At 30.9% G+C, this 24,910-nt stretch carries 24 protein-coding genes and 1 pseudogene; 21 read left to right on the forward strand and 4 right to left on the reverse strand.

From position 1 onward, the window contains the following. Nucleotides 1–41 precede the first annotated feature (41 nt). The 8 genes from H3T83_RS02220 (at nt 42) to celB (ending at nt 8,082) form a co-directional block, all read left to right on the forward strand. A complete protein-coding gene (locus H3T83_RS02220) occupies nt 42–1,037 on the forward strand; it encodes an MDR family oxidoreductase (protein ID WP_198214953.1) in 996 nt (331 codons plus the stop codon). Nucleotides 1,038–1,263: 226 nt separating this feature from the next. Further along, the gene (locus tag H3T83_RS02225) at nt 1,264–1,491 is read left to right on the forward strand and encodes a ChaB family protein (RefSeq protein ID WP_198214954.1); all 228 of its coding nucleotides are present in this window, start codon (nt 1,264–1,266) and stop codon (nt 1,489–1,491) included. A gap of 432 nt (nt 1,492–1,923) precedes the next feature. Continuing rightward, complete coding sequence (locus H3T83_RS02230) at nt 1,924–3,360, forward strand: 6-phospho-beta-glucosidase (RefSeq protein WP_198214955.1); 1,437 nt, start codon at nt 1,924–1,926, stop codon at nt 3,358–3,360. A gap of 25 nt (nt 3,361–3,385) precedes the next feature. After that, nucleotides 3,386–3,703: a PTS cellobiose transporter subunit IIB gene (locus H3T83_RS02235; protein WP_086365626.1), complete on the forward strand. Its 318-nt coding sequence runs from the start codon at nt 3,386–3,388 to the stop codon at nt 3,701–3,703. 149 nt (nt 3,704–3,852) lie between these two features. Next, nucleotides 3,853–5,862, forward strand: coding sequence for a transcription antiterminator (locus H3T83_RS02240; RefSeq protein ID WP_198214956.1), 2,010 nt, complete (start codon nt 3,853–3,855; stop codon nt 5,860–5,862). Nucleotides 5,863–5,864: 2 nt separating this feature from the next. Beyond that, nucleotides 5,865–6,206 carry a PTS cellobiose transporter subunit IIA gene (locus H3T83_RS02245; protein ID WP_065613416.1) on the forward strand — a complete coding sequence of 114 codons (342 nt, stop codon included), beginning with the start codon at nt 5,865–5,867 and terminating at the stop codon, nt 6,204–6,206. Between the two features lie 11 nt (nt 6,207–6,217). After that, complete coding sequence (locus H3T83_RS02250; protein ID WP_065613415.1) at nt 6,218–6,715, forward strand: hypothetical protein; 498 nt, start codon at nt 6,218–6,220, stop codon at nt 6,713–6,715. Nucleotides 6,716–6,729: 14 nt separating this feature from the next. After that, nucleotides 6,730–8,082, forward strand: coding sequence for a PTS cellobiose transporter subunit IIC (gene celB, locus H3T83_RS02255; protein WP_110453191.1), 1,353 nt, complete (start codon nt 6,730–6,732; stop codon nt 8,080–8,082). Between the two features lie 122 nt (nt 8,083–8,204). Here the strand turns inward: celB and rplI are convergent, their stop codons facing one another. Genes rplI through rpsF form a run of 4 tightly spaced genes read right to left on the reverse strand, consistent with a single transcriptional unit; the run spans nt 8,205 to nt 9,587 of the window. Next, nucleotides 8,205–8,654, reverse strand: a complete 450-nt coding sequence (rplI, locus tag H3T83_RS02260; protein WP_065579335.1) for a 50S ribosomal protein L9 — start codon at nt 8,652–8,654, stop codon at nt 8,205–8,207. A gap of 22 nt (nt 8,655–8,676) precedes the next feature. Next, entirely contained in the window at nt 8,677–8,904 is a 228-nt protein-coding gene (rpsR, locus tag H3T83_RS02265) for a 30S ribosomal protein S18 (RefSeq protein ID WP_025314965.1), read from the reverse strand. Between the two features lie 4 nt (nt 8,905–8,908). After that, complete coding sequence (priB, locus tag H3T83_RS02270; RefSeq protein ID WP_065613412.1) at nt 8,909–9,220, reverse strand: primosomal replication protein N; 312 nt, start codon at nt 9,218–9,220, stop codon at nt 8,909–8,911. Beyond that, nucleotides 9,204–9,587 (reverse strand): 30S ribosomal protein S6, encoded by a 384-nt coding sequence (gene rpsF, locus H3T83_RS02275; protein WP_065579333.1) that lies wholly within the window; start codon nt 9,585–9,587, stop codon nt 9,204–9,206. The genes priB and rpsF overlap by 17 nt, the downstream gene beginning before the upstream one ends. Before the next feature lie 369 nt (nt 9,588–9,956). Here rpsF and H3T83_RS02280 point away from each other — a divergent pair, with 369 nt between their 5' ends. The 13 genes and pseudogenes from H3T83_RS02280 to H3T83_RS02340 all read left to right on the forward strand — a co-directional run bounded on the left by H3T83_RS02280 (nt 9,957) and on the right by H3T83_RS02340 (nt 24,910). After that, the gene (locus tag H3T83_RS02280) at nt 9,957–10,304 is read left to right on the forward strand and encodes an HIT domain-containing protein (protein WP_198214957.1); all 348 of its coding nucleotides are present in this window, start codon (nt 9,957–9,959) and stop codon (nt 10,302–10,304) included. Between the two features lie 5 nt (nt 10,305–10,309). Then, entirely contained in the window at nt 10,310–10,933 is a 624-nt protein-coding gene (locus H3T83_RS02285; RefSeq protein ID WP_086357390.1) for a penicillin-binding protein activator LpoB, read from the forward strand. Next, nucleotides 10,933–11,979, forward strand: coding sequence for a beta-N-acetylhexosaminidase (nagZ, locus tag H3T83_RS02290; protein WP_065579330.1), 1,047 nt, complete (start codon nt 10,933–10,935; stop codon nt 11,977–11,979). Before H3T83_RS02285 ends, nagZ begins: the two co-directional genes overlap by 1 nt. 352 nt (nt 11,980–12,331) lie before the next feature. Beyond that, a pseudogene (locus H3T83_RS02295) lies at nt 12,332–13,201 on the forward strand (sigma 54-interacting transcriptional regulator); the annotation flags it as partial. Nucleotides 13,202–13,436: 235 nt separating this feature from the next. Then, complete coding sequence (locus H3T83_RS02300; protein WP_198214958.1) at nt 13,437–15,527, forward strand: hypothetical protein; 2,091 nt, start codon at nt 13,437–13,439, stop codon at nt 15,525–15,527. A gap of 4 nt (nt 15,528–15,531) precedes the next feature. Further along, nucleotides 15,532–16,569, forward strand: a complete 1,038-nt coding sequence (locus H3T83_RS02305) for a glycosyltransferase family 2 protein (RefSeq protein ID WP_198214959.1) — start codon at nt 15,532–15,534, stop codon at nt 16,567–16,569. A gap of 15 nt (nt 16,570–16,584) precedes the next feature. Next, complete coding sequence (locus H3T83_RS02310; protein WP_165756067.1) at nt 16,585–17,448, forward strand: polysaccharide pyruvyl transferase family protein; 864 nt, start codon at nt 16,585–16,587, stop codon at nt 17,446–17,448. 73 nt (nt 17,449–17,521) lie between these two features. Then, nucleotides 17,522–20,458: a rhamnan synthesis F family protein gene (locus H3T83_RS02315; RefSeq protein ID WP_198214960.1), complete on the forward strand. Its 2,937-nt coding sequence runs from the start codon at nt 17,522–17,524 to the stop codon at nt 20,456–20,458. A gap of 57 nt (nt 20,459–20,515) precedes the next feature. Continuing rightward, nucleotides 20,516–21,583: a dTDP-glucose 4,6-dehydratase gene (gene rfbB, locus H3T83_RS02320; protein ID WP_232351087.1), complete on the forward strand. Its 1,068-nt coding sequence runs from the start codon at nt 20,516–20,518 to the stop codon at nt 21,581–21,583. A gap of 8 nt (nt 21,584–21,591) precedes the next feature. Further along, nucleotides 21,592–22,458: a glucose-1-phosphate thymidylyltransferase RfbA gene (rfbA, locus tag H3T83_RS02325; protein ID WP_086365752.1), complete on the forward strand. Its 867-nt coding sequence runs from the start codon at nt 21,592–21,594 to the stop codon at nt 22,456–22,458. A 12-nt stretch (nt 22,459–22,470) separates the two neighbouring features. Beyond that, nucleotides 22,471–23,001 (forward strand): dTDP-4-dehydrorhamnose 3,5-epimerase, encoded by a 531-nt coding sequence (gene rfbC / locus H3T83_RS02330; protein ID WP_198214961.1) that lies wholly within the window; start codon nt 22,471–22,473, stop codon nt 22,999–23,001. An 8-nt stretch (nt 23,002–23,009) separates the two neighbouring features. Then, nucleotides 23,010–23,876 (forward strand): dTDP-4-dehydrorhamnose reductase, encoded by an 867-nt coding sequence (rfbD, locus tag H3T83_RS02335; protein ID WP_198214962.1) that lies wholly within the window; start codon nt 23,010–23,012, stop codon nt 23,874–23,876. 20 nt (nt 23,877–23,896) lie between these two features. After that, nucleotides 23,897–24,910: a hypothetical protein gene (locus tag H3T83_RS02340; RefSeq protein ID WP_198214963.1), complete on the forward strand. Its 1,014-nt coding sequence runs from the start codon at nt 23,897–23,899 to the stop codon at nt 24,908–24,910.

The raw sequence follows: 24,910 nt of genomic DNA on the forward strand, positions 1-24,910 counted from the left end.
ATTTATCATGATTTACATATTAAATGTACTAAGGAATTATCATGTCATTCAATGCAATTATATTAGGGAAAGATGAGGTTACTGGATTTTCAAATTCCTTAAAGACAATTACTAAACAGCAGTTATTGCAGCAGCCGGGAGATACTTTAGTTCAAATCCATTATTCAAGCATCAATTATAAAGATGCATTAGCCTTGACCAATAAAAGTCCTATAGTTCGACAATGGCCAATGGTGCCGGGTATTGACGGTGTGGGTACTGTTATTGAGTGTCAAAGTGGCCATTATCAAGTCGGTGACTTGGTTATTTTAAATGGCTGGGGATGTGGAGAAACTCATTGGGGATGTTTAGCACAATATGCCTATCTAAAATCAGATTGGTTAATCCCTTTACCTAATAACCTGACTACTTATCAGTCAATGGCTATGGGTACCGCTGGTTATACCGCTGCACTTTGTGTAAAACGCATTATTGATTTTGGTATTAAACCACAAGATGGCAAAATTTTGGTAACCGGTGCTAGTGGTGGTGTCGGTTCTGTGGCCATTGCCTTATTGTCTAAATTGGATTTTAACGTTACAGCATCAACAAGTAAAACTTCTGATAAAGAGTATTTATCAAAACTAGGTGCGGTTGATATTATTGATAGTCAATCATTAAAAACGCCGAATAAACCGTTACAAAAAGAGTTATGGTCAGCAGCAATAGATGTTGTTGGTTCAAGCACATTAGCTAATATTTGTGCTCAAACTCGATATGGTGGCATAGTCGCATGTTGTGGTTTGGCGCAAGGTATGGACTTACCTGCAACCGTGGCACCATTTATTTTACGCGGCGTAACATTATCGGGAGTTGATAGTGTGATGGCAAGTTATGATAAACGGGTTTCAGCTTGGCAATTAATAGCAGAAAACATGGACGAGCAACTGTATACTCATATAGCTAAAACCATTACATTAGATCAATGTTCTGAGATAGCAAATAAGATGATCGCTGGTGAAATTAAAGGACGCTTTGTGGTTGATGTGAATAGGTGATTTCATCTTTAGTCGTAGAACAATATATAGCGGTGTAAAAATACACCGCTATATAAGTGTTAATATTAATCGAGATGAAAATTAATACTATCAATTGCGTGATAATACTTGTATTTCGGGTAAAATAAGACTAAATTCAATCCAACTTAACTATTTTTCTGTGATGTTCGCAATTACCAATCAAAGTTATCAATAATCTGTGATTAATTTCGAGGGGGAATGTGATATGCCATATCAAACAAGAAATGATCTACCCGAATCCGTCCGACATGTTTTACCTACCCATGCTCAAGATATTTTTAAAGAAGCTTTTAATAGTGCCATAAAAGAGTATCAAGATCCGAAAAAACGACGCGATAAAAGTGATGCCGAACAAGTTGCTTTTCGTGTTGCTTGGTCAGCGGTTGAAAAGGTCTATCATAAGGATGAGCATGGCAAATGGGTAGCTAAATAAAACTTAAAATATTATAGATAGCTTGTTTTATTATTGAATAACGTTATAAATAATAAGTAAGAATAAATGCTAAGCCGACATGGATAGTCGGCTGAATTAACTTTCATTTCCGCATCGGTAAGAGCAGGTGCAACTATGGCGCATGGTTTGTTAGCAACGCGATTATTTGCACAAAAAAATGGTTAACACCTGAGTATTTTTGTTTAACTGACAGCTATTTAGTTATAAATTAGCTGGCAAATTTTTATTCTCTTAAGTTTAAATTTACAACTCCCTGTTTTAATCCTAATTCTCTTCGTTATCCAAATCTAAGATAAATTTTCCTTATTCTATTTACAATTTTCCTTATCAATACGGAAAAAGTTGGTTAGTAATTATTTATTTTTCCTTTTATACTAAATTTGAATCATCAATAAACATAGGTAATTGATTATGAATAATAAAGGTTTACCAAAAGATTTTCTATGGGGCGGTGCTGTTGCTGCTCACCAATTGGAAGGTGCTTGGCAAGTTGGCGGCAAAGGTATGAGTGTTGCTGATGTGATGACAGTCGGATCGCCGAAAAGTTATCGCAAAATCACTGAAGGTATTATTCCTGGTGAGTATTATCCTAATCACGAAGCTATCGATTTTTATCATCATTATAAAGATGATATTAAGTTATTTGCTGAAATGGGGTTTAAGTGTTTTCGAACTTCAATTGCTTGGACGCGAATTTTTCCGAAAGGTGATGAGCTTGAACCAAATGAAGAGGGGTTAAAGTTCTATGATGATCTTTTTGATGAATGTTTAAAATATAACATTGAGCCAGTTGTTACCCTTTCACACTTTGAGCTACCTTATTATTTAGTAACCGAATATGGTGGTTTTCGTAATCGTAAATTAATCGATTTCTTTGTTCGCTTTGCCGAAGTCTGTTTTGATCGTTATAAAAGTAAAGTGAAATATTGGATGACCTTTAATGAGATTAATAACCAAGCTAATTTTAACGAAGATTTTGCTCCTTTCACTAATTCTGGTATCTATTATAAAGAAGGTGATAATCGTGAGGAGATCATGTATCAAGCTGCTCATTATGAATTAGTTGCCAGTGCAAAAGCAGTTCAAATTGGTCATGCGATTAACCCTGATTTTCAAATTGGCTGTATGATTGCTTTAGTGCCAATTTATCCTGAAACTTGCAAACCAAGCGACATCCTAATGGCACAAAAAGTTATGGAACGTAAGTACTTCTTTACTGATGTTCATGTGCATGGCAAATACCCAAATTACATTAAAAAATATTGGCAACGTAAAAACATCAAGCTAGATATTACTTCGCAAGATTTAGAAGAGTTAACAAAAGGAACCGTAGACTATATTGGCTTTAGTTATTACATGTCGAATGTGGTTAGACACAATAAGGGTAATGACCATTTTGATTATAATGAAAAAACTGATTTAGTCGGCAATCAGTATGTCAAAAAATCCGATTGGGGCTGGCAAATTGATCCAGAGGGCTTACGTTATACCTTAAATTGGCTAACTGACACCTATCAATTACCGCTATTCATTGTAGAAAATGGTTTTGGTGCTTATGACAAAGTTGAGTCTGATGGTAGCGTTCATGATAATTATCGAATTGAATATCTACGTGAACATATAAAACAAATGAAGTTAGCCGTTATTGAAGATGGCGTTGACTTAATGGGTTATACACCATGGGGTTGTATTGATTTAGTTTCTGCGGGTACCGGTGAAATGGAAAAACGTTACGGTTTTATCTATGTTGATAAAGATAATAAAGGCAATGGTACTTTAAAACGTAGTCGTAAAGATTCTTTTGCTTGGTATAAAAAAGTCATTGAGTCAAATGGTGAAATTTTATAACGATTTAAATTCATTAGGAGAAATTATGAAAAAAGCGTTAATTATTTGTGCAGCAGGTATGTCATCATCACTTATGGCTAAAAAAGTTACTGAATTTTTTGCTAGCCAAAATAAAGCCATTGAACTTGATGCGGTATCAGCAACTGAAGGTAGTAATAAGATTAAAAATAGTGATTTTTCACTGTTTTTGGTTAGCCCTCAAACCATGATGATGTTTGATAAATTAAAAGCGTTGGGCGATGAAGTAGGAAAACCTGTGGTGAGTATTCCTTTTCAAGCATATATCCCAATACCGTCTGGTATTGAACAATTAGCTAAATTAGTCGAGGATAATATTAACTAATATTCAAGAAAATCTTTGTTCTACCGATCTTAATATGATGCGATTCTTTTATGGAGGCTCGCATCATAAAATGGCTTAAGTTTAACATTACCATTTTAGTAACTTAACCCTTTGGATAAATTTCATTAATAGTTAAGGTGTAGTAGATAATGATAAAACAAAAACAACGAGAACTAATTAGTTTACTTGTTCGTTCTAAAAATGAATATAAAAGTAGTCAAGAATTAGCTACGCAATTATCGTTATCTGATCGTACCGTACGTACCTACTTTAAAGATTTAAAAACTATAATTGAAAGTAATGGCGGCAATATAATAAGTAAACAAGGTTACGGTTTTCAATTACAAATTGAAGATCGAAATGCATTTAATTTATTTTTAATTGAACACCATTTATTAGACAAAAATGTTGAACAATTTCAATGTCGAGAAGCGAGTGAACGAAAACATTATATTTTGAATTTATTGTTATTAGAGAGTCAAAAAATTGATGTTGAAGCATTATCAGAACAACTATTTATCAGCTCATCTCAATTAAATAAAGATATTGCCGAAATTAAATCTCAATTACTTCCTTATGAACTAACGATTAAAAAGAATCGTTCTCTAGTTTTTGTTGATGGTGAAGAAAAAGCTAAACGTCATTTTATAATGAGTTATTTTTTTCATGAAGATTCAATTAATTTTCTACATCATTTGTCCTATTTTAATCAAGCTTGTGAAACCATTAGTTTTGATTCATTAACTATTATTATTTTAGATGAATGTCGTGAGGCAAATATTAAATTATCAGATGTGATGATACAAAATATTGTCTTGCATTTATCATTAAGTATTAAGCGTTTACAATCGGGACTTTCTATTCAAAATCTTGATTTGCCTGTTTCAACAAATTCGTCACTTGAATACCAAGTTGCCGAGCGAATCATCGCTCGCATTGAATCGATTATTGGTTTTCATTTTCCTAAAGAAGAACAGATGTACCTTACTCTACATTTGATGAGTAAATCTAATTTAATCCAAGATGATCTGGATGATGATTTAGGTTCGTCACTAACAAATTTGCTATTAAAGATCCAACAAGAAACAGGCTATCCTTTTTTGCATGATGAACAATTAAAAAATGGATTAATCCAACATTTAAAACCAATGTTAGTGCGTTTACAACAGAATATTAAATTAGATAATCCATTAATAGATGAAATCAAACGTCAATACTGTGAGGTCTTTGGGTTAGTTAAGCGTTATTTCAATCAATTACCCAATTTACAACAATATGAAGTGAATGATGATGAATGGGGATATTTAGCGCTGCACTTTTTAGCATCACTAGAAAAGCTAAAAAGTGAACAGAAAGCCAAAGTGTTAATTATTTGTGCAACGGGTCTTGGTAGTGCTCAATTACTTAAAAATCGAGTAGAAAGTGAATTTGATGAAAGAGTGAAAATTGTGGCAACGCGGGGGTATTATGAAATTGATCCAGAAATGTTAAATGACATCGATTTTATTATTTCTTCGGTCGATTTATCGTCAAAAATATTTAAAGTTCCAGTATTTCATGTTTCAGTATTTTTTTGTGAAGAAGACGTTCAAGCGATTCGCCGTTATCTTTCCCATAGACAAAAACCTAATTCATTGCCAAAAAATTCATTTGTGACAACATTTGATGATAAACAGCAAAATCATTCGCATTATATTAGTCAAATCTTTGATGATATTGCCGCAGATTATTTTTATTTGTGCTCAAAAAAACCATCTAAACAAGCTGTTTTGGATCATTTGCTTGATCTCTTGTCTATTAATGAGGCAAAAAGCTTTAAAAGTGAAATGCAAAAGCAAATGGAAAAACGGATGGTTATTGGTGAAATACTTTTTAGTCCAACTATCGTGGTTCCTCATCCAGCTATTCCAGTAGGTAAAATAGCTAAAATAGCGATTGCCATTATTCCAGAAGGACTTTGTTGGGATGAAAACTACCCAGATGTAAAATTCGTTTTTATGATTTCACCGTCAATTTATCAAAATTCTCATTTAGCAATGATGACTAAAGCAATTGTTAATTTAATCGATGATTCGGTCATGCAACAAGCCATGTTAAAAATTGCAAATTTTAATCAGTTTAAATCACTTTTTATCCAACTTATTGAAAAAGGATCGTAATAATGAATGACCAAATGAGCTCAGAGGATATTCAAATTACCGCATTTAATATTATTTTACATAGTGGTAATGCCAAAACCAAAATTCATGCTGCTTTCAAAGCAATGAGAAACGCAGAATTTGATACAGCAAATCAGCTCTTAGAAGAGGCCAATGAGGAAATATTAGAAGCACATAAATCGCAAACCGATCTTCTACAATCTTATGCTAATGGTTGTAAAATTGAGATGGAAATTATCATGGTGCATGCTCAAGATCATTTAATGACAACAATGACGTTACGCGAAGTTGCCATTGAGATGTGTTATCTCTATCAAAAAACCTATCAGTTATCAAATCAATAAAGAGGTTAGCGATGAATACTCCACTAGAAAGCCAACTTAAAATGCATAAAAAAGTCAGTTTGACTAATCTTTATTTTAATCGCTTTTTAGCGGTTCGTTATGCGACAGCCTTCTTTCTATTTATTAACCTTTATTGGGCTGTCTTTCTGTTGGGGAGCTTATCAATTGCTATAGTACTACCACTGTTGCTTATCGTGATGGCTACATTAACCAGTTTTGAACAAATTAAGCTTTATCGTAATCATAAAAATCATTTACGTTATGCCAGTTTATTGTACCGAACATTATTAATATCCATTATCGTGTTAATGGTTTTGATTTATACCCCATTGTTTCACTTTTTCTTTCCATTTCTAAAAAATTCACCGGAGGCGGTAAATATTATATTAGGCATTTTGGCAGCAAGTTTAGTTTTTACTATTTTTATACTGATAAAACTAAAAAAAATTGAGCGTAATGAGGATAAACATTTTAAAAGAATCCAAGCTTATCAAGAAATCATCAATTGAATGAGGAAAACAAAATGAATACCGGATTTGTGTTGTTACAAAAGTATCTAATGACTCCGATGGCTAAAATATCGCAGTTTAAGATTGTTCGAGCAGTAATGGCAGCTGGAATGGCGTCAGTGCCTTTTTGTATAGTTGGATCGATGTTTTTGGTGTTTAATACGTTGCCGATGACATTTACTGGCTTAGAAACAGTGTTTGAAAATACTGTTTTCAAAGTAAGTGATCTTTATATGATAGCAAATACAGCGACAATGGGGATATTAGCACTCTATTTTAATATTGTTGTCGGTTATGAATTAACTAAAATTGAGGAAGAAGAAACTGGTTTAAAAGTAAATGCACTTAATGGTGCTATGTTATCGGTATTTGCTTTTGTTATGACTTTACCAGAATTGGTAATGCAAAGCGGTGCAATGGTTTTACTTAATGACCAAAGTGAATTAGTTTTTAACGGATTACGTTTAAAACCGTTTATTTATCGCTTAGGTACATCTGGTATCTTTATTGCCATTGTTATGGCGATTATTGCAACACAGTTGTATTTCCTCTGTGTACGTCGTAATTGGGTGGTTAAAATGCCGGAAACCGTTCCATTAGGCGTATCCCGATCATTCACTGCATTAATTCCAACTTTTGTTATTGCATTCACAATTCTTATTCTAAACGGAATTTTGGTGTATTTTGGTACGGATATATTTGATATTATCGGTGTTCCATTTACCTTTGTAACCAATTTAACTAAAAGTTGGCTGGGTATAATGGTGATTCTATTCTTAATCCATGCGCTTTGGGTTGTTGGTATTCATGGTGCTAGTATAATTGGGGCATTTATTACGCCTATAATGCTTAGTAATATGAATGAAAACGTTGGCGGCGCACATATTCCATTTGCTGGTGAATTCAATAATTCATTAGTAATTTTAGGTGGTTCAGGTTCAACGTTACTTATGACTTTCTTTATTGCTTTTTGTGCTAAATCGAGTCAATTAAAAATTTTGGGTCGAGCTTCAGCTGTCCCGGCAATTTTTAATATCAATGAGCCAATTATTTTCGGTATGCCGATAGTGTATAACCCATATCTTGCCTTACCGTTTTTATTAGCACCGATGGCATGTGGTACTTTAGGTTACTTTGCGATTAGTAGTGGGTTTATGAATCCAATTATTGCATTAATACCATGGCCATCACCAATGGGATTAGGGGCGTTTATTGGTACTGGTGGGGACTATCGAGCTATGTTTGTTGCGATACTTTCAGCAATTTTAGCGTTAGTAATTTACCTACCTTTTGTCAAAATGTACGACAACAAGCTTTATAAAGAAGAACAAGTTAAATCTGAAAGCAAAAGTCAAACAGAGGAATAAATTGCAGGTTGGTGTCGAATCTATTCTTGTTTTGATAAAAAACAGTAAAAACATAATAGATTCTTGAGGTAATAAAAAACCCGTTATAAAAACGGGTTTTTTTACTGTTATTTATTTGATGATTATTCAGGAATAATATCAACAATAACTTTTGCAAAAGCTTCGCTGTGTACTTGGAATAACACTTCGTGTTCACCAGTAGTACGCAATACACCATTTGGTAAACGAACTTCGCTTTTTGATACTTGAATACCACGAGCTTTAACTGCATCAGCGATATCACGAGTACCAATTGAACCAAATAAACGACCTTCATCACCTGCTTTAGAAGTAATAGTTACTTTACCTAAAGCATTGATTTCAGCAACGCGTTGTTCAGCTGCTTTTAATGTTTCAGCTAATTTTGCTTCTAATTCAGCACGACGAGCTTCGAAGAATTCAATATTCTTTTTAGTTGCTGGTACTGCTTTACCTTGTGGAATCAAAAAGTTACGAGCGTAACCCGCTTTAACATTAACTTGATCACCTAAGCTGCCTAAATTAGCAACTTTATCGAGTAGAATAATTTGCATTATATGTTCCCTCTGTTGCTAATTACTGATGATTGTCAGTATATGGTAATAATGCCAAGTAACGAGCGCGTTTGATAGCGCGAGCTAGTTGACGTTGATATTTTGCGCTAGTACCAGTAATACGGCTTGGTACGATTTTACCACTTTCTGTGATATAGCTTTTTAATAAAGAAACATCTTTATAATCAATTTCTTTAACGCCTTCTGCTGTAAAACGGCAGAATTTGCGACGACGGAAGTAACGTGCCATTTGGCTATTCTCCTAATAGTTTAACTTGGTCAGCATGTAAAACTATTTGACTGGTTTTATCTCGTTTAGTATGTGTACTAATAAAGCCACTTACCAAAACTTTGCTGCCTTTTTTAATACTGTAACTTAACTCTTGTTGTCCACTGACAATAACGGGCATTATGCACCATGCTTGTCTTGGGAGTCCTGCTTCAATTTGTTCAGAAACATGTTCTAAATAAAACTGACAGTGTGATATCCCACTTGGACTCATTTTTTTAATCGGGGTTTTGGTAACCAATCCCGATAAAACTAAACGATTATTCTTCCGAATCATCGTCCATATTTGCATCGCTAAAATCTTCTTCAGAACTACGACGTTCATCTTTAGCTTTTAGCATTGGTGATGTTTCAGTTACAGAATGTTTAGTACGCATAATTAAACTGCGAATTACTGCATCATTGAAACGGAAGTTATCTTCAAGTTCATTTACTGCTTCTTGAGTAGCTTCAACATTCATTAACACATAATGTGCTTTATGCAATTTTTCGATAGGATATGCTAATTGACGACGACCCCAATCTTCTAAACGATGGATTTTGCCACCATCAGTGGTTAACGTACCAGTATAACGTTCGATCATACCAGGTACTTGTTCACTTTGATCTGGGTGAACCATAAATACAATTTCGTAATGACGCATTATCGCTCCCTACGGATTAATCAGCTTTCTGTCGGGGCAACCGCAACCCATTGAAAGCAAGGAACATGAAAATTAAGCGGTTGAAATCGACGGCGCATTATATATCAAAATAATTACTTTAACAAATGAATAAATATTAAAAATGTTATTCGTTTTTTATAATAAAAATAATCTGTTAATCATAACTAAAAATTTTAACTAAAAATCGATTATAAATAGAATAAAAAAGCTTTTCGGTAAAGTTTTTACTTGAACAACCGAATTAGGTGTAAAAATGTAACGATATCTATACATCTTTGTTATTAAAATATGTTATTCTTTATAAAATAAAAGATTAATGTTAATAGCTATTTTTAAAGGAGTGCTTATATGGCTGAAGAAACCATTTTTAGTAAAATAATTCGCCGTGAAATTCCTGCTGATATTGTTTTTCAAGATGATCAGCTCACAGCCTTTCGGGATATTTCTCCTCAAGCCCCTACACATATTTTAATTATTCCCAATAAATTGATCCCAACCGTAAATCATATTGCAGAGTCTGATGAAGCTCTGCTTGGTCATATGATGGTTGTTGCGGCTAAAATTGCCAAGCAAGAAGGGATTGATGAAAGTGGTTATCGTTTAATAATGAATTGTAATAAAGATGCAGGACAAGAAGTTTTTCATATTCATATGCATTTATTAGGTGGTAAAAATTTAGGGCGATTAATAGGTTAGCTTATATGAAACAGTTTAAACGTATCATTGGAATGGGCATGCTTGCTTTTAGTTTAGCTGGATGTCAACTTCTTGGTTATAATCAAAAAACTGAAGTTAATCCGCCAGTAGAAATCCCCGATAACACTGGAGTGGTAGATACTCCACCACAGATAGTTAAAACAACTGATTGGAGTGATATATTATCTCCAGTTGTAAATAAAATATTGCAATCTTCATCAGCAATTGAAGGTAATAAAGTGTTGTTAATTAGTGATATCCAAAATCGTAGTGGTGATTATTTAGCAACAAATCAGATTGATACAACGTTACATAATATACTGAATAAGCAAAGCATTTTCTCTGTGGCTGATAGACAATCGATCAGTCAAGCTAAACAAGCGTTAGGTATTTCTGTTGATGATAAACTTGTTTCTCGCAGTAAAATGATCGGTTTGGCTAAGTCAATAAATGCAAGCTATGTGCTTTTTACCACACTTTATAAGTTACCAACCGAAAATGAAGATGCCAACCTTTCTATGGAATTACTTTCAACCCAAACGGGTGAAATTTTACAACGTGTGACAACAAAGGATATCCAATCCAAAAATTCTGCTAATCCTGATCCTTCTCAAGGAGCTGCTGAATAATGGGGCCTTTATTGATTGATGTGCCGAGTACATCATTAACTAATGATGATATGGCGCTTTTAAAAAATCCAATGGTAGCAGGGATTATTTTATTTAGTCGCAATTATCAGTCGCCTGAGCAATTGACTGACTTGATAAAGCAAATTCGTTCGGCGACATCAGAACGTTTATTAATTTCGGTTGATCATGAAGGTGGTCGAGTTCAACGTTTCAAACAAGGTTTTACTCTTATTCCTCCTGCGCAATCTTTTGCTTTGCTTAATGATTTAGAAAAAGCGAAATCATTAGCATTTGACGCTGGTTGGTTACTAGCGATGGAATTGATTGCCTACGACATTGATTTAAGTTATGCGCCTGTACTTGATTTAGGTCATGATTGTTTAGCCATTGGTAGTCGGTCATTTCATCAAGATAGTTATATTGCTTATCAAATTGCATCGTCAATGATTGATGGTATGCATTCCGCAGGCATGAAAACAACTGGTAAACATTTTCCTGGTCATGGTCATGTTATTGCTGATTCTCATAAAGAAACACCAATTGATTATCGTTCGAAAGAACTCATTGAAAATGATATGCAGATTTTTGCTAAATTAATCGCTGAAAAGAAACTTGATGCCATTATGCCTGCTCATGTTATTTATCCTGAATTTAATGATAAACCTGCCAGCGGGTCAGAGTTTTGGCTAAAAACAGTGTTACGTGAAAAGTTACATTTTGATGGTGTTATATTTTCTGATGATTTATCGATGGAAGGTGCTTCTGTTTTGGGTGATCACGCTGAACGAGCTAAAGCAGCGCTTAATGCTGGTTGTGATTTATTATTGGCTTGTAATAATCGAAATGGCACATTAGCTATTTTAGATGCATTAATTCGTTTAAATGAAAAACAGCCATTATTAACTGATAAAGCAAAACTACTATTAACTAATACCAAAGTAAATTATGCCGATTTGATAAAGAGTCATGATTGGCAGAATCGTCATCAAAATTTAATGAAGTTGAATGAAAAGTGGGAGCATTATAATGCAAGCAGCCATCATTAAAATCGACAATAATACACAATTAGTTGCTTATAATGATGCAGCAAAAGCATTATTTTCTAGTAATTTATTAAGCTTAGATCAGCCATTTGATTATCGAAATGCATTTAATTTAGATACAACATTCGATTTATCTGAACATGATGATACGATTATTGTATTGAACTCGCAGTATTTTTTATTGCAAAAAATTAATGAATCATCCCTTATTACCTTTGTTTTGCAACCAGTTGAATATCTAAAAAAACGGTTAGCAAAAATTAATGTTGTTGGACATCATGCTTTTGATATTTTTGCTGTTAAAAGCCAACCAATGCAAAAATTAATTGCTCAAGCTAAAGCTTTTTCAATGCAAAGGGAGCCACTATTGATTACCGGTGAAACTGGCACCGGTAAAGATTTATTGGCTAGTGCATGTCATCAATATAGCCCTAGAGGGGATCAAACCTTTTTAGGTCTTAATTGTGCTGCTATGCCTGATGATGTTGTTGAAAGTGAGCTTTATGGTCATGCCGCAGGGGCTTATCCAGGAGCACTAGAAAGCAAAAAAGGTTTTTTTGAGCAGGCTAATGGTGGTTCTGTATTACTTGATGGCATTGATGAAATGTCATTCCAAATGCAAACCAAATTATTGCGTTTTATTAATGATGGCTTTTTTAGACGAGTCGGCGATGATAACGAAGTTTATGTTGATGTTAGAATCATCTGTGCAACTAAAGTTGATTTAGCTGAATTGGTGGAACAAGGAAAGTTTAGGAAAGATCTTTATTATCGCTTGAATGTGTTGTCCTTAAATTTACCTTCACTACAAGAGCGTCAGGAAGATATTGCACCGCTTACACAAATTTTTATTGATGAATTTGCTAATAAGCAGGGCATTACACCGCCAACAGTTAATCAAGATGTTATTCCTTATTTAGCTCAATATTCATGGCCAGGAAATGTAAGACAGCTTAAAAATGTACTTTATTCAGCATTGGCTCAGTTAACATCTTCACAATTGACAGTAAAAGACATTGTTTTACCAGCAATAACTTCAACTCAGATCTCATTGATTAGCGATATTGACAATAAAACGCTAGATGAAATGACTAAAAACTATGAAAAAGAAGTCCTAAAAAGTCTCTATGTCAAATATCCAAGCTCAAGAAAACTTGCCAAAAGATTAGGGGTATCACATACTGCAATTGCGAATAAGCTTAGGGATTATGGGGTAGGACGGTAAGTCTTATTTTGATTATATTAACAAATAAAAATTTCATATACTATATAAAATTAGGTATGTTTATAAAATTTAATTAATATTATAATTTTTAATTGATATTGGGCAATTATAATTTTAGAATTGTTATAATTATTTAAAAAGCATAAAAAAATGCACACCATGATTTATGATTTATTAAATTTAGCACTAAAATTAAGTAAATATATGGATAATAAAATTAAATAGGTAATTTAGCATGACAGAACACAGTGTTATTAATTTATTAAATTCTAGCAAAGATTATTTTCATAAAAACAAATGTAAATATAATAATGATTATATAGAAGAGGTTTTAAAAAATCTTGAGAATTATGATATAGTTTCATTTGATATATTTGATACAATTCTAACAAGACTAGTTGAATGTCCTATTGATATATTTTCTATAGTTGAACAGTATTTAATTGAGAGTAAGTATCCTGTAGAAGGTTTTGCTATTGCAAGATTTAAATCAGAGAAAATAGCTAGAGATAATGCTTATAAAGCTGGAAAAGAAGAAATAACACTTGAAAATATTTACGAACAAATAAGTTCACTTTATCCAAAATATAACGATTTTTTAGATGAAGCTAAAAGAATCGAAATTTTTATTGAGGTAAATTATTGTGTTCCGTCAATTGATAATTTATTTTTGATAAATAAAATTATTGAGAAAAATAAAAAGATTATTTTAGTATCTGATATGTATTTAGATAAGAAAACAATCATACAGATGCTTAATAAAATTAATGTTACATCTTTTGATAATTTATATCTATCAAGTGAATTATTTGCAACGAAAAATCATGGCAGTATCTGGGAAAAAGTTCTAACTGATTATAAAGACAAAAAAATTCTTCATATTGGAGATAACCATGATTCAGATATCGTCATCCCCAAAAAATATGGCATAGATACAATTTTATTTAGTTTATTTAAAACAGAAAGGCGGTTAGGAGGACAATTATCACCTAACATTATTCCTTTCTCCCTAATTAAAAAAATGATTATGTTAACTGATAGAAAATTATCCGAGGATTTTTGGTTATCTTTGGGTGTATCTTTCGGTTCTTTTTATATTTACAGTTTTCTTCAATGGTTGAGCTTAGAAGCAAAGAAAAATAAAATCCAACATATTTATTTTTGTTCTCGAGATGCATATTTAATATATAAATTATGGGAAGAGTTTGATTTTGATAAAGTTTGTAATACATCATCAAGTTATTTATATATATCGCGGCTAGTTCTTGGATATACTCAATGCTATATAGAATGTAAAAATAATAATAAATTATCTGAGGAATCCCTAAGTTTTCTTTCTAATCATAACATAATTTCAGGACAAACCTATCGAGAAGTACTTACAAGGTTAAAGATTAATATTAATGATATTGATCTCAAAAAGTTCATAGCGAGGTTTGGTGAGTTAGATAATGAATTTAATTTTTCATATTTAGATGATTTTAAATATTATTTAGGAAATGATCTACTTCCATTTTTACTTCCACAGTTTGAAGAACATTATAATAATTCTTATGCTTATTATAAGCAAGAAGGTATATTTGAAGAAAAGAAATTAGCTATTGTTGATCTTGGATGGTCAGGTTCATTGCAACATGCACTGACTCTTATTAGAGAAAATGATGGTATTAAGGAAAAAATTAGTGGATTTTATTATGGTTTACATAATGGTTCAGCAACCGGACGAATATTTTATAATGGCGTGATGAAAGCTGCATTTTTTAGTGAATTTAACGATGATAATATTTTAATGCGAAATAGTATTAATATTTTAGAGAATCTTCATTATGCTAATCATGAGTCAGTTATTGGTTTTAAAAGAGAAACAGATATTTACAGACCTATTTTCAAAGAAGAAAAAGAATTTTTAAAGCAACAGGCTAAAAATTTAAGTAAATTTTATCAAGGCGTGCATATTGCAATTTCTAAATGGATGAATAATGAAGAAGTTTTTGGATTAGCTTCTAATTATGTTAATATAGATAGTTCTAGAGGTGCTTTAGCTCAAGTACTATGTTCTCCTAATAAATTAGAACTTAATGAACTTGGGCATATTTTGCACGCACCTGGTTATGATCATCAAACCTATTTTCCGTTAATTTGGTTTTCTAGCGAATCTTGGAATAATAATATTTCTATTATGATGAATAGGGGTGGTTGGTTATGCGGTCAATTGAGTTATTGGAAAAACGAAGGATATTACTCAAACGATGCGAATCTGTATCAATTTATTAATGAAACACTAACGAATTACCCCAAAATATTAAAAGAATTTTTATTAGGATAGTTTAATGAACATTTCAGAACAACTCTACCCATCATATATTGAAATTGAAGAAAATGATAGTTTGGTAAAAAATGATGGCTCTGTTGCCATTATTATGCGGACAAAAAATCGTCCTATTTTATTAGCTAGAGCATTAAAAAGCGTATTAGAACAAGAATATCAAAAGTGGCATTTATATTTAATTAATGATGGTGGTGAAAGAAAACCAGTAGAAGATCTGGTTAGTTCATATCAACCTTATTTTGAAGGACGTCTAACACTGATACACAATGAAAAATCCCTTGGTATGGAAGCTGCTTCAAATAAAGGTTTTGAGCTTGCTAATGAAGAGTTTTTAGTTGTTCATGACGATGATGATTCTTGGACACCTCAATTTTTAATTAAGACTACCCGATTTTTACGTGAAAATATACAAGCAGTCGCAGTTATAACTAATTGTATTGTGATACATGAAGAAATTAAAAATAATTGTGTTCAAGAAACTGCAAGATTTGATTGGGGTTATTGGCACGATAATGTTGATATATCTACCCTTATAAAAGGGAATGTCACACCTCCTATTTGCCTTTTGATAAGAATGCGATTTGCAAAAAAAATTGGACAATTCAATGCTGATTTACCTGTATTAGGTGATTGGGATTATAATTTAAGATTATTTAGATGTGGTGAAATTTTAACATTAAATGAAAAACTTGCTTATTATCATCATCGAATAAATGCAAAATCGGTTTATGGAAATTCTGTTCATGCAGGCTTAGATAAGCATAAACTTTATGCTATACAGTATAGAAATGCTTTGGTGAGAAAGTCACTTCAAGAAGCACAAGGAAATTATGGAATTCTGCATGTATTATTGCATGAGCATGAAAAAACACACAACCAATTAGCTGAAACTTTACATCAATTAATCGACACTGTAAATCTTCAGCACATTGAACTATTAAAAATTAAAAAAATAGTTAATGAAAAAATTACTATTTATAACCGAATAAGATTGTTAATACGAAAACTGAAACAACTGATAATTAAAAAAAATAAATGATAAATGGAGATTATAGTGGGAATTAATAAAATTGATATTAGGAAATTTTTGTCAAATTTTAGAAACAAAAAGGTCTATTTCGTTTCTAATCCAGGTAATGCAGGTGATGCATTTATTGCTTATTCAACTTTTTATTTGTTTAATGAATTGGGTATAGACTACGAAGTTATCCAATCAGAATCTATATCTTTAGAGGGTGAAACTATCTTTTTTAGTGGAGGTGGTAATTTAGTAGAGGGTAAATATGATCATCTTTACAATAAAATGAAAAAGTATATAGATAATAACAAATGTATTTTGTTACCACATACGATTTTTGGCTATCAAGATCTTATAAAAGAAACTAATAATAATTTAATTATTTTTTGTCGAGAGAAAGTAAGTTATGAATTATGTATGTTAAATGGAGCGAATAAAAATAATCTTTATTTATCTGATGATATGGCTTTTTATCTTCCAGAGTCTGAGTTATCTCAATTTATAATTAAAGGTAATGGGAGGACTTATTGTCTCAGAACAGATGGCGAATCATCTAACCAACATTACATTAAAGATTTTAATAGAGATATATCATATTCTTGGAATGGGGAATTATGGAGTAATTTCTTATTAGCAAAATATGTTACATTTAGTCTCGCAAGTTATCTTTGCCAATTTGATGAAATTGAAACGGACCGCTTACATATTGCAATACTAGCAGCAAAGTTGAATAAAAAAGTTATATTTTATCCAAATAATTATTATAAAAATAGAGCTGTTTATGAAAATAGTATGGCTAACACTTACGAAAAAGTACATTTTATTAATACTTCAACAGATTTATTGCATTCCGAATATATAATGAATTTATTAAAAATAAATGGAATAAGTGAATGCTAAAGTTAATAGAAGATAAAATTACTAGTTCAATAATTTTATTTTATTTTTTTACTCCTTGATAATTAAATAAAAAATGATATTAGAAAAAATAAAAGATATAAATCAAGTAAAGATTAAACTCTTGGGATTTACTTTGTATAAAAGATCACGGCAAACCAATATACAAGATTATCTGCATGGTTTTTTTACTATTGAAAAAAATAATAAAAGAAAGATCTATCGCATATTAGGATTGCGGGTAGCCTCAAAAAAAAATAAAAAAAACAAAAATAAATATGATTTAGTTAGTTGCGTTAATTCAACTGATATTGTTGTCCCAAATTACAATGTCTTGAAAGATGAACTTCCTATTCAAATTGATGATATTATTAAATATGTAGAATTAAACACTATAAAAGTCGTTAGTTTTGATATATTTGATACCTTACTATTAAGACCAACATTAGAGCCTATAGATTTAATCTATTTATTATCAGAAATTGTTAATAAAAAGTATAATCTCAAGATTTTAAAACTCAGATTATCCGCTGAAAATGAAATAGGGATTGAGCAATCGAATATTTATAATATCTATGATTTTGTAGCGCAAAAACTCTCCTTAGATGAAACAACTAAACAACTTTTAATTGAAGAGGAATTAGCATTAGAAAATAAATTACTTAGTGTACGAAAAGACATAAAATTAGTATATGACGCAGCGGTAAAATGTAATAAAAAAATAATCGCAATTTCTGATATGTATTTACCTAAAGACTTTTTATTGAAAGTTTTACAGGATAAAGGCCTTAACCAAATTGAAAAAATATATGTTTCAAATGATTTTCATAAAAGAAAAGATACAGGTGAATTATATGATGAAGTTATTAAAGAAGAAAAAATTTCACCTTCATCTATTTTACATATTGGAGATAATTATTTTTCTGATTATGTTAAACCACTTGAAAAATTTATTACAGCTGTTTATTACCCATCAATCAAGAACATTATAACTTCTGAAAAATCGATCTATAAAGATGTATTATCTAATTATCAAAACTTAGATATAGGTCAAAGATTATTGATTGGATTCAGTTTTAATCGTATTTTTGCTGACAGCACTAAAATGCCGACTAAACCTCATATTTTCAGTGATATAAGTTTTTTAACAAAATTATTGATAGCTCCAGTTGTCTCAAATATCGCATTAAAAATTCTACAAAATAATGAAATCCAAAAAAAATATAAAATTATAAACTTTGCTTCTAGGGATGGTTATTTACCTAAAAAAGCTTATGATTTTTTAAATGAAAAATTGTTTAAAACTAAGTTACCATCTCGATATATTTATCTTTCTCGTCGTTCATATTATCTTTTTGAATGTAAAGATATTATAGAATATGTAAAAAATATTAATATTATGCATGATCCATCATATAAACTGCGTAATTTAATATATGCCTTAATTTCTGATGAAACACTACAAAACACATTGTTAAATAATTTATCTGAAGAAGAAAAAAATTTATCGTTTTATGAAAATAAGCAACAATGTATTGATATTCTTGAAAAATATAAAAACATTTTGGATGAATATGAGGTTCAAACAAAAAATAATATATTAAAATATTTTGAACAAGAAATATCCGAGGATAATAGTCAAAATTCTATCATATTTGATATCGGATATTCTGGCAGCATAGGTAATGCACTAAAGAATATAACTAATGTCTGTTTTGATAAAATATACTTATTTGAAACGAGTAAAAATAGAGAATTAGATACAACGAATAATACTAAAACTTTTAATATTATGCCAGAAGTAATGGATTATACACCTATTCATCTTTTGTTTGAGGAATTATTTTCTCCATATCAAGGCGCTTGTATTGGTTATAAAGAAATTAAAGATAAAATATCAGAACCGATATTAGAAGTATTACTTGAAAATAATCAAATGAAAAAAATATTTATAACTATTGAGAAAGAATTGAATGAATATTTAAACGATTTTATCGATTTATTTGGTTATTATATTAATGATATTAATATTCATAATATGAAAGGTTTTATGGAGTTAGCTAGGTTTTCATGGCTAAAATCTCCTTATTGTGAAATGAACATTGTTAAAAATGTAATTTTCCCAGATCCTTTAAATTGCTCAGAAAATTTCTCACTGCAATACAAGATTATGAAACATTCAAATGGATATTATAATGTATTTTCTGCAACAGGGTTTAATAATCCAGAAAAAAGATGTTCAATAAACCATGTATTATCTTCGAATTTTAATAAAAAAATTGGTATTCATTGCCATTTATTTAATGTAGATCTTTCTGAAGAAATAATAAAATATTTAAAAGATTTTCCTGTTGAATTTGATTTGATTCTTACTATTCCAGATAAAAATTATGAAAATGTAATAAATAATTTATTTAATTCAAAAATTATTATTAATTTAAATAAATTAATCGTAAAAGTTGTTCCTAATAGAGGGCGAGATGTTGCTCCATGGCTTATTTCAACTAAAAATGAACAAAAAAGTTATGATATATTTTGTCATATTCATACAAAAAAAACGCAAAATGCTATATGGGCAAATCGGTGGAGAAATTACCTATTTTCTAATTTAATTAAAAAAGACAGTGTAATTGATATATTTAATTTTTTTGAAGAAGATAAAGAATTAGGAATTATCATTAATGATTTTTATCCTGAATTAGCTAAATTTTGTATTGAAAAAAATATTCCTCTTATTGGACAAGCAAATGAAGATGTAATGATTGATAATCTTCTTAATAGAATGGGATTTTTACCGTTAATCCCACGTAATGATCTATTATTTGCAGCAGGTACAATGTTTTGGTATAGGCCGGAAGCTTTAAGACCATTATTCGAATTAGATTTAACTTATGAAGATTTCCCCGAAGAACCAATTGGAGTCGAAGGAACAATTGCTCATGCGATTGAAAGGTTACCAGCTTTAGTATGTGAAAGAAATGAATATAAAAGCTTTATATATTCTAAATATTAAATTTAATCAAACTTAATATTTTTATTCAACTAAAGATTCTAATTAAAGAGATTAATAATGAAAATAATTGTAACTGGAGGAGCCGGTTTCATTGGTTCTGCTGTAGCTAGGTATATTGTAAAACATACTTTGGATGAAGTCTTAGTTATTGACAAATTGACTTATGCAGGAAATTTAGAGTCATTAGATGATGTATGGACTAATGAGCGATTTTTATTCAAACAAATTGATATCTGCGATAAACAAGCACTTGATGATGTAATTGTAAATTATTCACCAGATATTATTATGCATTTAGCAGCAGAAAGTCATGTAGATCGTTCCATTGACAATCCTTCTTCATTTATTGAAACAAATATTATTGGCACCTATGCTTTGCTCGAATCTTCCTTAAACTATTGGCGTAAATTAGATCAAACTCGACAATCAACTTTTCGTTTTCATCATATTTCCACAGATGAAGTTTATGGTGATTTACATGGAACAACCGAGTTATTTACAGAAAAAACTCCTTATTCACCAAGTAGCCCTTACTCAGCTTCCAAAGCATCAAGTGATCATCTTGTTAGATCTTGGCACAGAACTTTTGGGTTACCAACAATTATTACTAATTGTTCGAATAATTATGGACCTTATCATTTCCCAGAAAAATTAATTCCATTAATGATTTTAAATTCATTAGAAGGAAAACCTTTACCTGTTTATGGTAATGGTCAACAAATCAGAGATTGGTTATATGTCGAGGATCATGCCAGAGCTCTTTATTTAGTGGCAAATCAAGCAAAAATTGGAGAAAATTATAATATCGGTGGTCACAATGAACGAAAAAATATTGATGTGGTAAATCTTATTTGTGACTTACTTGAAGAATTGGTTCCTAATAAACCAAATGGTGTTATTAATTATAAAGATTTAATTTGTTTTGTTACTGATAGACCTGGGCATGATCAGCGTTATGCTATTGATGCTTCGAAAATATATCATGATTTAGGTTGGAAACCACAAGAAACATTTGAAAGTGGGATGCGTAAAACAGTTGAGTGGTACTTGAAAAATAGTGACTGGTGTAATCATATAAAAGATGGTTCATACGCTAGATCTAGGCAAGGTATCTTAAAAAAATAGGTTAAATTATGAAAGGAATTGTATTAGCAGGTGGTTCTGGAACCCGACTTTATCCTATAACTAGAGGTATTTCGAAACAATTATTACCTGTATATGATAAACCAATGATTTATTATCCATTATCGGTACTTATGCTTTCAGGTATCCGTGATATTTTGATCATCACTACACCTGAAGATTTGAATATGTTTCAAAAGTTATTAGGTGATGGTTCAAGATTTGGAATTAAGCTTAGTTATGCACAACAACCAAAACCTGAAGGATTAGCTCAAGCTTTTTTAATTGGTGAAGAGTTTATCGAAAAACAACGTTGTGCGATGATACTAGGTGATAATTTATTTTTTGGTCAAAGTTTTGGTAAAAAGTTAATCAAAGTTGCTAACCAAAAAGAAGGTTCAACCATTTTTGGATATCAGGTTGTTGACCCTGAAAGGTTTGGGGTTGTTAATTTCGATGAAAATTTTAAGGCATTATCAATTGAAGAAAAACCTTTAAATCCAAAATCAAATTGGGCAGTAACGGGGCTCTATTTTTATGATGAAAATGTAGTTGAAATGGCAAAATGTGTAAAACCTTCCGATAGAGGGGAATTAGAAATAACGACTCTTAATCAAATGTATTTAGATGCAGGGCTATTAAATGTAGAAATATTAGGACGAGGTTTTGCATGGCTTGATACCGGAACTCATGATAGCTTAATTGAAGCTTCATCATTTGTTCAAGTTATAGAAAAAAGGCAAGGTTTAAAAGTTGCTTGTCTTGAAGAAATTGCCTATCGTAATGGCTGGATAAGTGCAGAAAAAGTAAAAGAAGAAGCTATTTTATTGGGTAAAACATCATATGGACAGTACTTAGCTAGATTGATAAATGATTAGAGGAAGGAATAAATGGAAGTAATACAAACTGAAATTCCTGATGTGAAAATTATTCAACCCAAAGTATATGAGGATGAAAGAGGTTTTTTTCTAGAAACTTTCGAACAAAAACGTTATCAGGAAATGTTAGATATCGATTTCAATTTTGTGCAGGACAATCATTCTCGTTCACAAAAAAATGTATTAAGAGGTTTGCATTTTCAAAAAGAAAATCCTCAAGGGAAGTTGGTTAGAGTTGTCAGGGGTGAAATATTTGATGTAGCTGTAGATATTCGCAAGAATTCATCCACTTATGGTAAATGGGTTGGTGTTATTCTTTCTGAAGAGAATAAAAATCAATTGTGGATTCCACCAGGCCTTGCTCATGGATTCTTAGTTTTGTCTGATATTGCTGATTTTGAATATAAATGTACAAACTATTATGATCCTAACTCTGAAGGATGTTTAGTTTGGAATGACTCAACCGTAAATATTAATTGGCCTATATCAACGCCAACTTTATCCGAAAAAGACAAATTAGGCAAAACATTACAGGAGCTATAATAAATCATATGAAAGTTTTATTAACTGGAGCTAATGGGCAACTAGGTAATTGTATTGTTGATATTTTCCCAGCAAAATGGGAACTAATTAAGACTGATGCTGAACAACTTGATATTACTAATGAGAATGCGGTAGATAGTTTCATTGCTAAATATAAACCTGATGCAGTTATTAATGCTGCTGCATATACTGCGGTTGATAAAGCGGAGGATGAGCCTCAGCTAGCTTATAATGTCAATGTTATAGGGCCTCAAAATTTAGCCATTTCATCAAAAAAATATAATGCGAAATTTTTTCATGTTTCGACTGATTATGTCTTTGATGGAACAAACAATATTCCTTATACCGAAGAGGATATAACTAGCCCGGTTAATATCTACGGCAAAACAAAACGTGAAGGTGAAGTAGCCGTTTTAGATAATGCTCCATCGGCAGTTGTCATTAGAACATCTTGGGTATTTAGTCCTTATGGCAATAATTTTGTTAAAACAATGTTGAGATTAGCCACTGAAAAACAACAATTATCCATAATTGAAGATCAACTTGGTAATCCAACTTATGCAGGCGATCTCGCTCAAGTTATTCTTTATTTGCTTGATAAAAAAATAGATGGAGGTATCTATCATTTTTGTGGTGATAGTTCAACATCGTGGTTTTTGTTTGCCAAAAGAATTTTTGAAATAGCCTTAACCCTAAAAGTGATAACCAAATCTCCAGAAATTATTCCAGTTAAAACTCACGCATTTCCTACGAAAGCTAAAAGGCCAAAATATTCGGTAATGAGTGTTGAAAAATTAATTAAGTATGGTTTATTCGCCTCAGATTGGAATAAAGGTTTGATTCACAGTATTACTAAAATTAAATCTGATAATTAACCTAAATAATATAATATGTTATGACTATTTATTTTGCAGAATGGAATGCTGATTATGAAAAGTATATGATCAACGCCTTAAAACATGAGTATGATGTTATACTTTATAATAAATTGATGAAGCATTTTAGGGATATCAATTTTTCTTTAGAAAGAAAGAATTTTCCTCGACAATGGTTTATCAAACTAAATCAGTTAATAAAGTTAAGAAAATTAAAACGTAACGATATTTTATTATGTAGTGGTTTTGGTATATCAGGATTTATAGATTTAGTTAAAGATGTGAATTGCCACCGAGTGCTAATTTTAAGAGACACAATTGATGTTTTAAATAATAGTATGAAAAACAAGAAAAAATGGCTACTTCAAGATGAAGACTATATAACCAAAATTACTCCTCATTTTGATAAAATATATAGTTTTGATTTTGATGATTGCAAAAAATATAAATTTACCTATTTAAATCAATTTTTACCGTTTACTATCTTGGAAATGAAAAAAATCAGAGAAGAAGTGAATTATAATGTAGCAACGAAAAGCTGTTTTTTTATTGGTGAGTATTTGGATAATCGAGTAGAGGTAATAAATAATTTAGCTCCTATTTTATTAGATAATAATTATAAAACTGATTTTCATTTAATTAATTATAATTTACTTCCAAAAAAAACAGAGTTAAATTTCAAAAAATCAGATTATTATAAGTTAGGATCAAAAATAGGTTATTTTGACAATATTGAAAAGGTAAAACAAAGTGATATTATTTTAGAAATTGGTCAATTAGGTCAAACAGGAGTGACTTTAAGGGCAATAGAAGCAATATTATTTAATAAAAAATTAATTACTACAAATAAATCTATTAAAGAATATGATTTTTATAACCCAGAACAAATCTTTATTCTTGAAAATGAAAATTATATAAATATTTCAGAATTTTTACAGACAGATTTCTTACCTATTCCATTAGAAATTTTATACCAATATAGTGCCGATGAAATGTTGAAAACAATTAACAGTGCATTTATAACATCTAATTAA

The sequence above is a fragment of the Gilliamella sp. M0320 genome (assembly GCF_016101635.1).
Lineage (GTDB): Bacteria > Pseudomonadota > Gammaproteobacteria > Enterobacterales > Orbaceae > Gilliamella > Gilliamella apis.

Bases quoted from the DNA above. Each gene is read 5' to 3' on its own strand.
- H3T83_RS02220 (WP_198214953.1), top strand. From the start codon at position 42: ATGTCATTCAATGCAATTATATTAGGGAAAGATGAGGTTACTGGATTT.
- H3T83_RS02225 (WP_198214954.1), top strand. From the start codon at position 1,264: ATGCCATATCAAACAAGAAATGATCTACCCGAATCCGTCCGACATGTT.
- H3T83_RS02230 (WP_198214955.1), top strand. From the start codon at position 1,924: ATGAATAATAAAGGTTTACCAAAAGATTTTCTATGGGGCGGTGCTGTT.
- H3T83_RS02235 (WP_086365626.1), top strand. From the start codon at position 3,386: ATGAAAAAAGCGTTAATTATTTGTGCAGCAGGTATGTCATCATCACTT.
- H3T83_RS02240 (WP_198214956.1), top strand. From the start codon at position 3,853: ATGATAAAACAAAAACAACGAGAACTAATTAGTTTACTTGTTCGTTCT.
- H3T83_RS02245 (WP_065613416.1), top strand. From the start codon at position 5,865: ATGAATGACCAAATGAGCTCAGAGGATATTCAAATTACCGCATTTAAT.
- H3T83_RS02250 (WP_065613415.1), top strand. From the start codon at position 6,218: ATGAATACTCCACTAGAAAGCCAACTTAAAATGCATAAAAAAGTCAGT.
- celB (WP_110453191.1), top strand. From the start codon at position 6,730: ATGAATACCGGATTTGTGTTGTTACAAAAGTATCTAATGACTCCGATG.
- rplI (WP_065579335.1), bottom strand. From the start codon at position 8,654: ATGCAAATTATTCTACTCGATAAAGTTGCTAATTTAGGCAGCTTAGGT.
- rpsR (WP_025314965.1), bottom strand. From the start codon at position 8,904: ATGGCACGTTACTTCCGTCGTCGCAAATTCTGCCGTTTTACAGCAGAA.
- priB (WP_065613412.1), bottom strand. From the start codon at position 9,220: ATGATTCGGAAGAATAATCGTTTAGTTTTATCGGGATTGGTTACCAAA.
- rpsF (WP_065579333.1), bottom strand. From the start codon at position 9,587: ATGCGTCATTACGAAATTGTATTTATGGTTCACCCAGATCAAAGTGAA.
- H3T83_RS02280 (WP_198214957.1), top strand. From the start codon at position 9,957: ATGGCTGAAGAAACCATTTTTAGTAAAATAATTCGCCGTGAAATTCCT.
- H3T83_RS02285 (WP_086357390.1), top strand. From the start codon at position 10,310: ATGAAACAGTTTAAACGTATCATTGGAATGGGCATGCTTGCTTTTAGT.
- nagZ (WP_065579330.1), top strand. From the start codon at position 10,933: ATGGGGCCTTTATTGATTGATGTGCCGAGTACATCATTAACTAATGAT.
- H3T83_RS02300 (WP_198214958.1), top strand. From the start codon at position 13,437: ATGACAGAACACAGTGTTATTAATTTATTAAATTCTAGCAAAGATTAT.
- H3T83_RS02305 (WP_198214959.1), top strand. From the start codon at position 15,532: ATGAACATTTCAGAACAACTCTACCCATCATATATTGAAATTGAAGAA.
- H3T83_RS02315 (WP_198214960.1), top strand. From the start codon at position 17,522: ATGATATTAGAAAAAATAAAAGATATAAATCAAGTAAAGATTAAACTC.
- rfbB (WP_232351087.1), top strand. From the start codon at position 20,516: ATGAAAATAATTGTAACTGGAGGAGCCGGTTTCATTGGTTCTGCTGTA.
- rfbA (WP_086365752.1), top strand. From the start codon at position 21,592: ATGAAAGGAATTGTATTAGCAGGTGGTTCTGGAACCCGACTTTATCCT.
- rfbC (WP_198214961.1), top strand. From the start codon at position 22,471: ATGGAAGTAATACAAACTGAAATTCCTGATGTGAAAATTATTCAACCC.
- rfbD (WP_198214962.1), top strand. From the start codon at position 23,010: ATGAAAGTTTTATTAACTGGAGCTAATGGGCAACTAGGTAATTGTATT.
- H3T83_RS02340 (WP_198214963.1), top strand. From the start codon at position 23,897: ATGACTATTTATTTTGCAGAATGGAATGCTGATTATGAAAAGTATATG.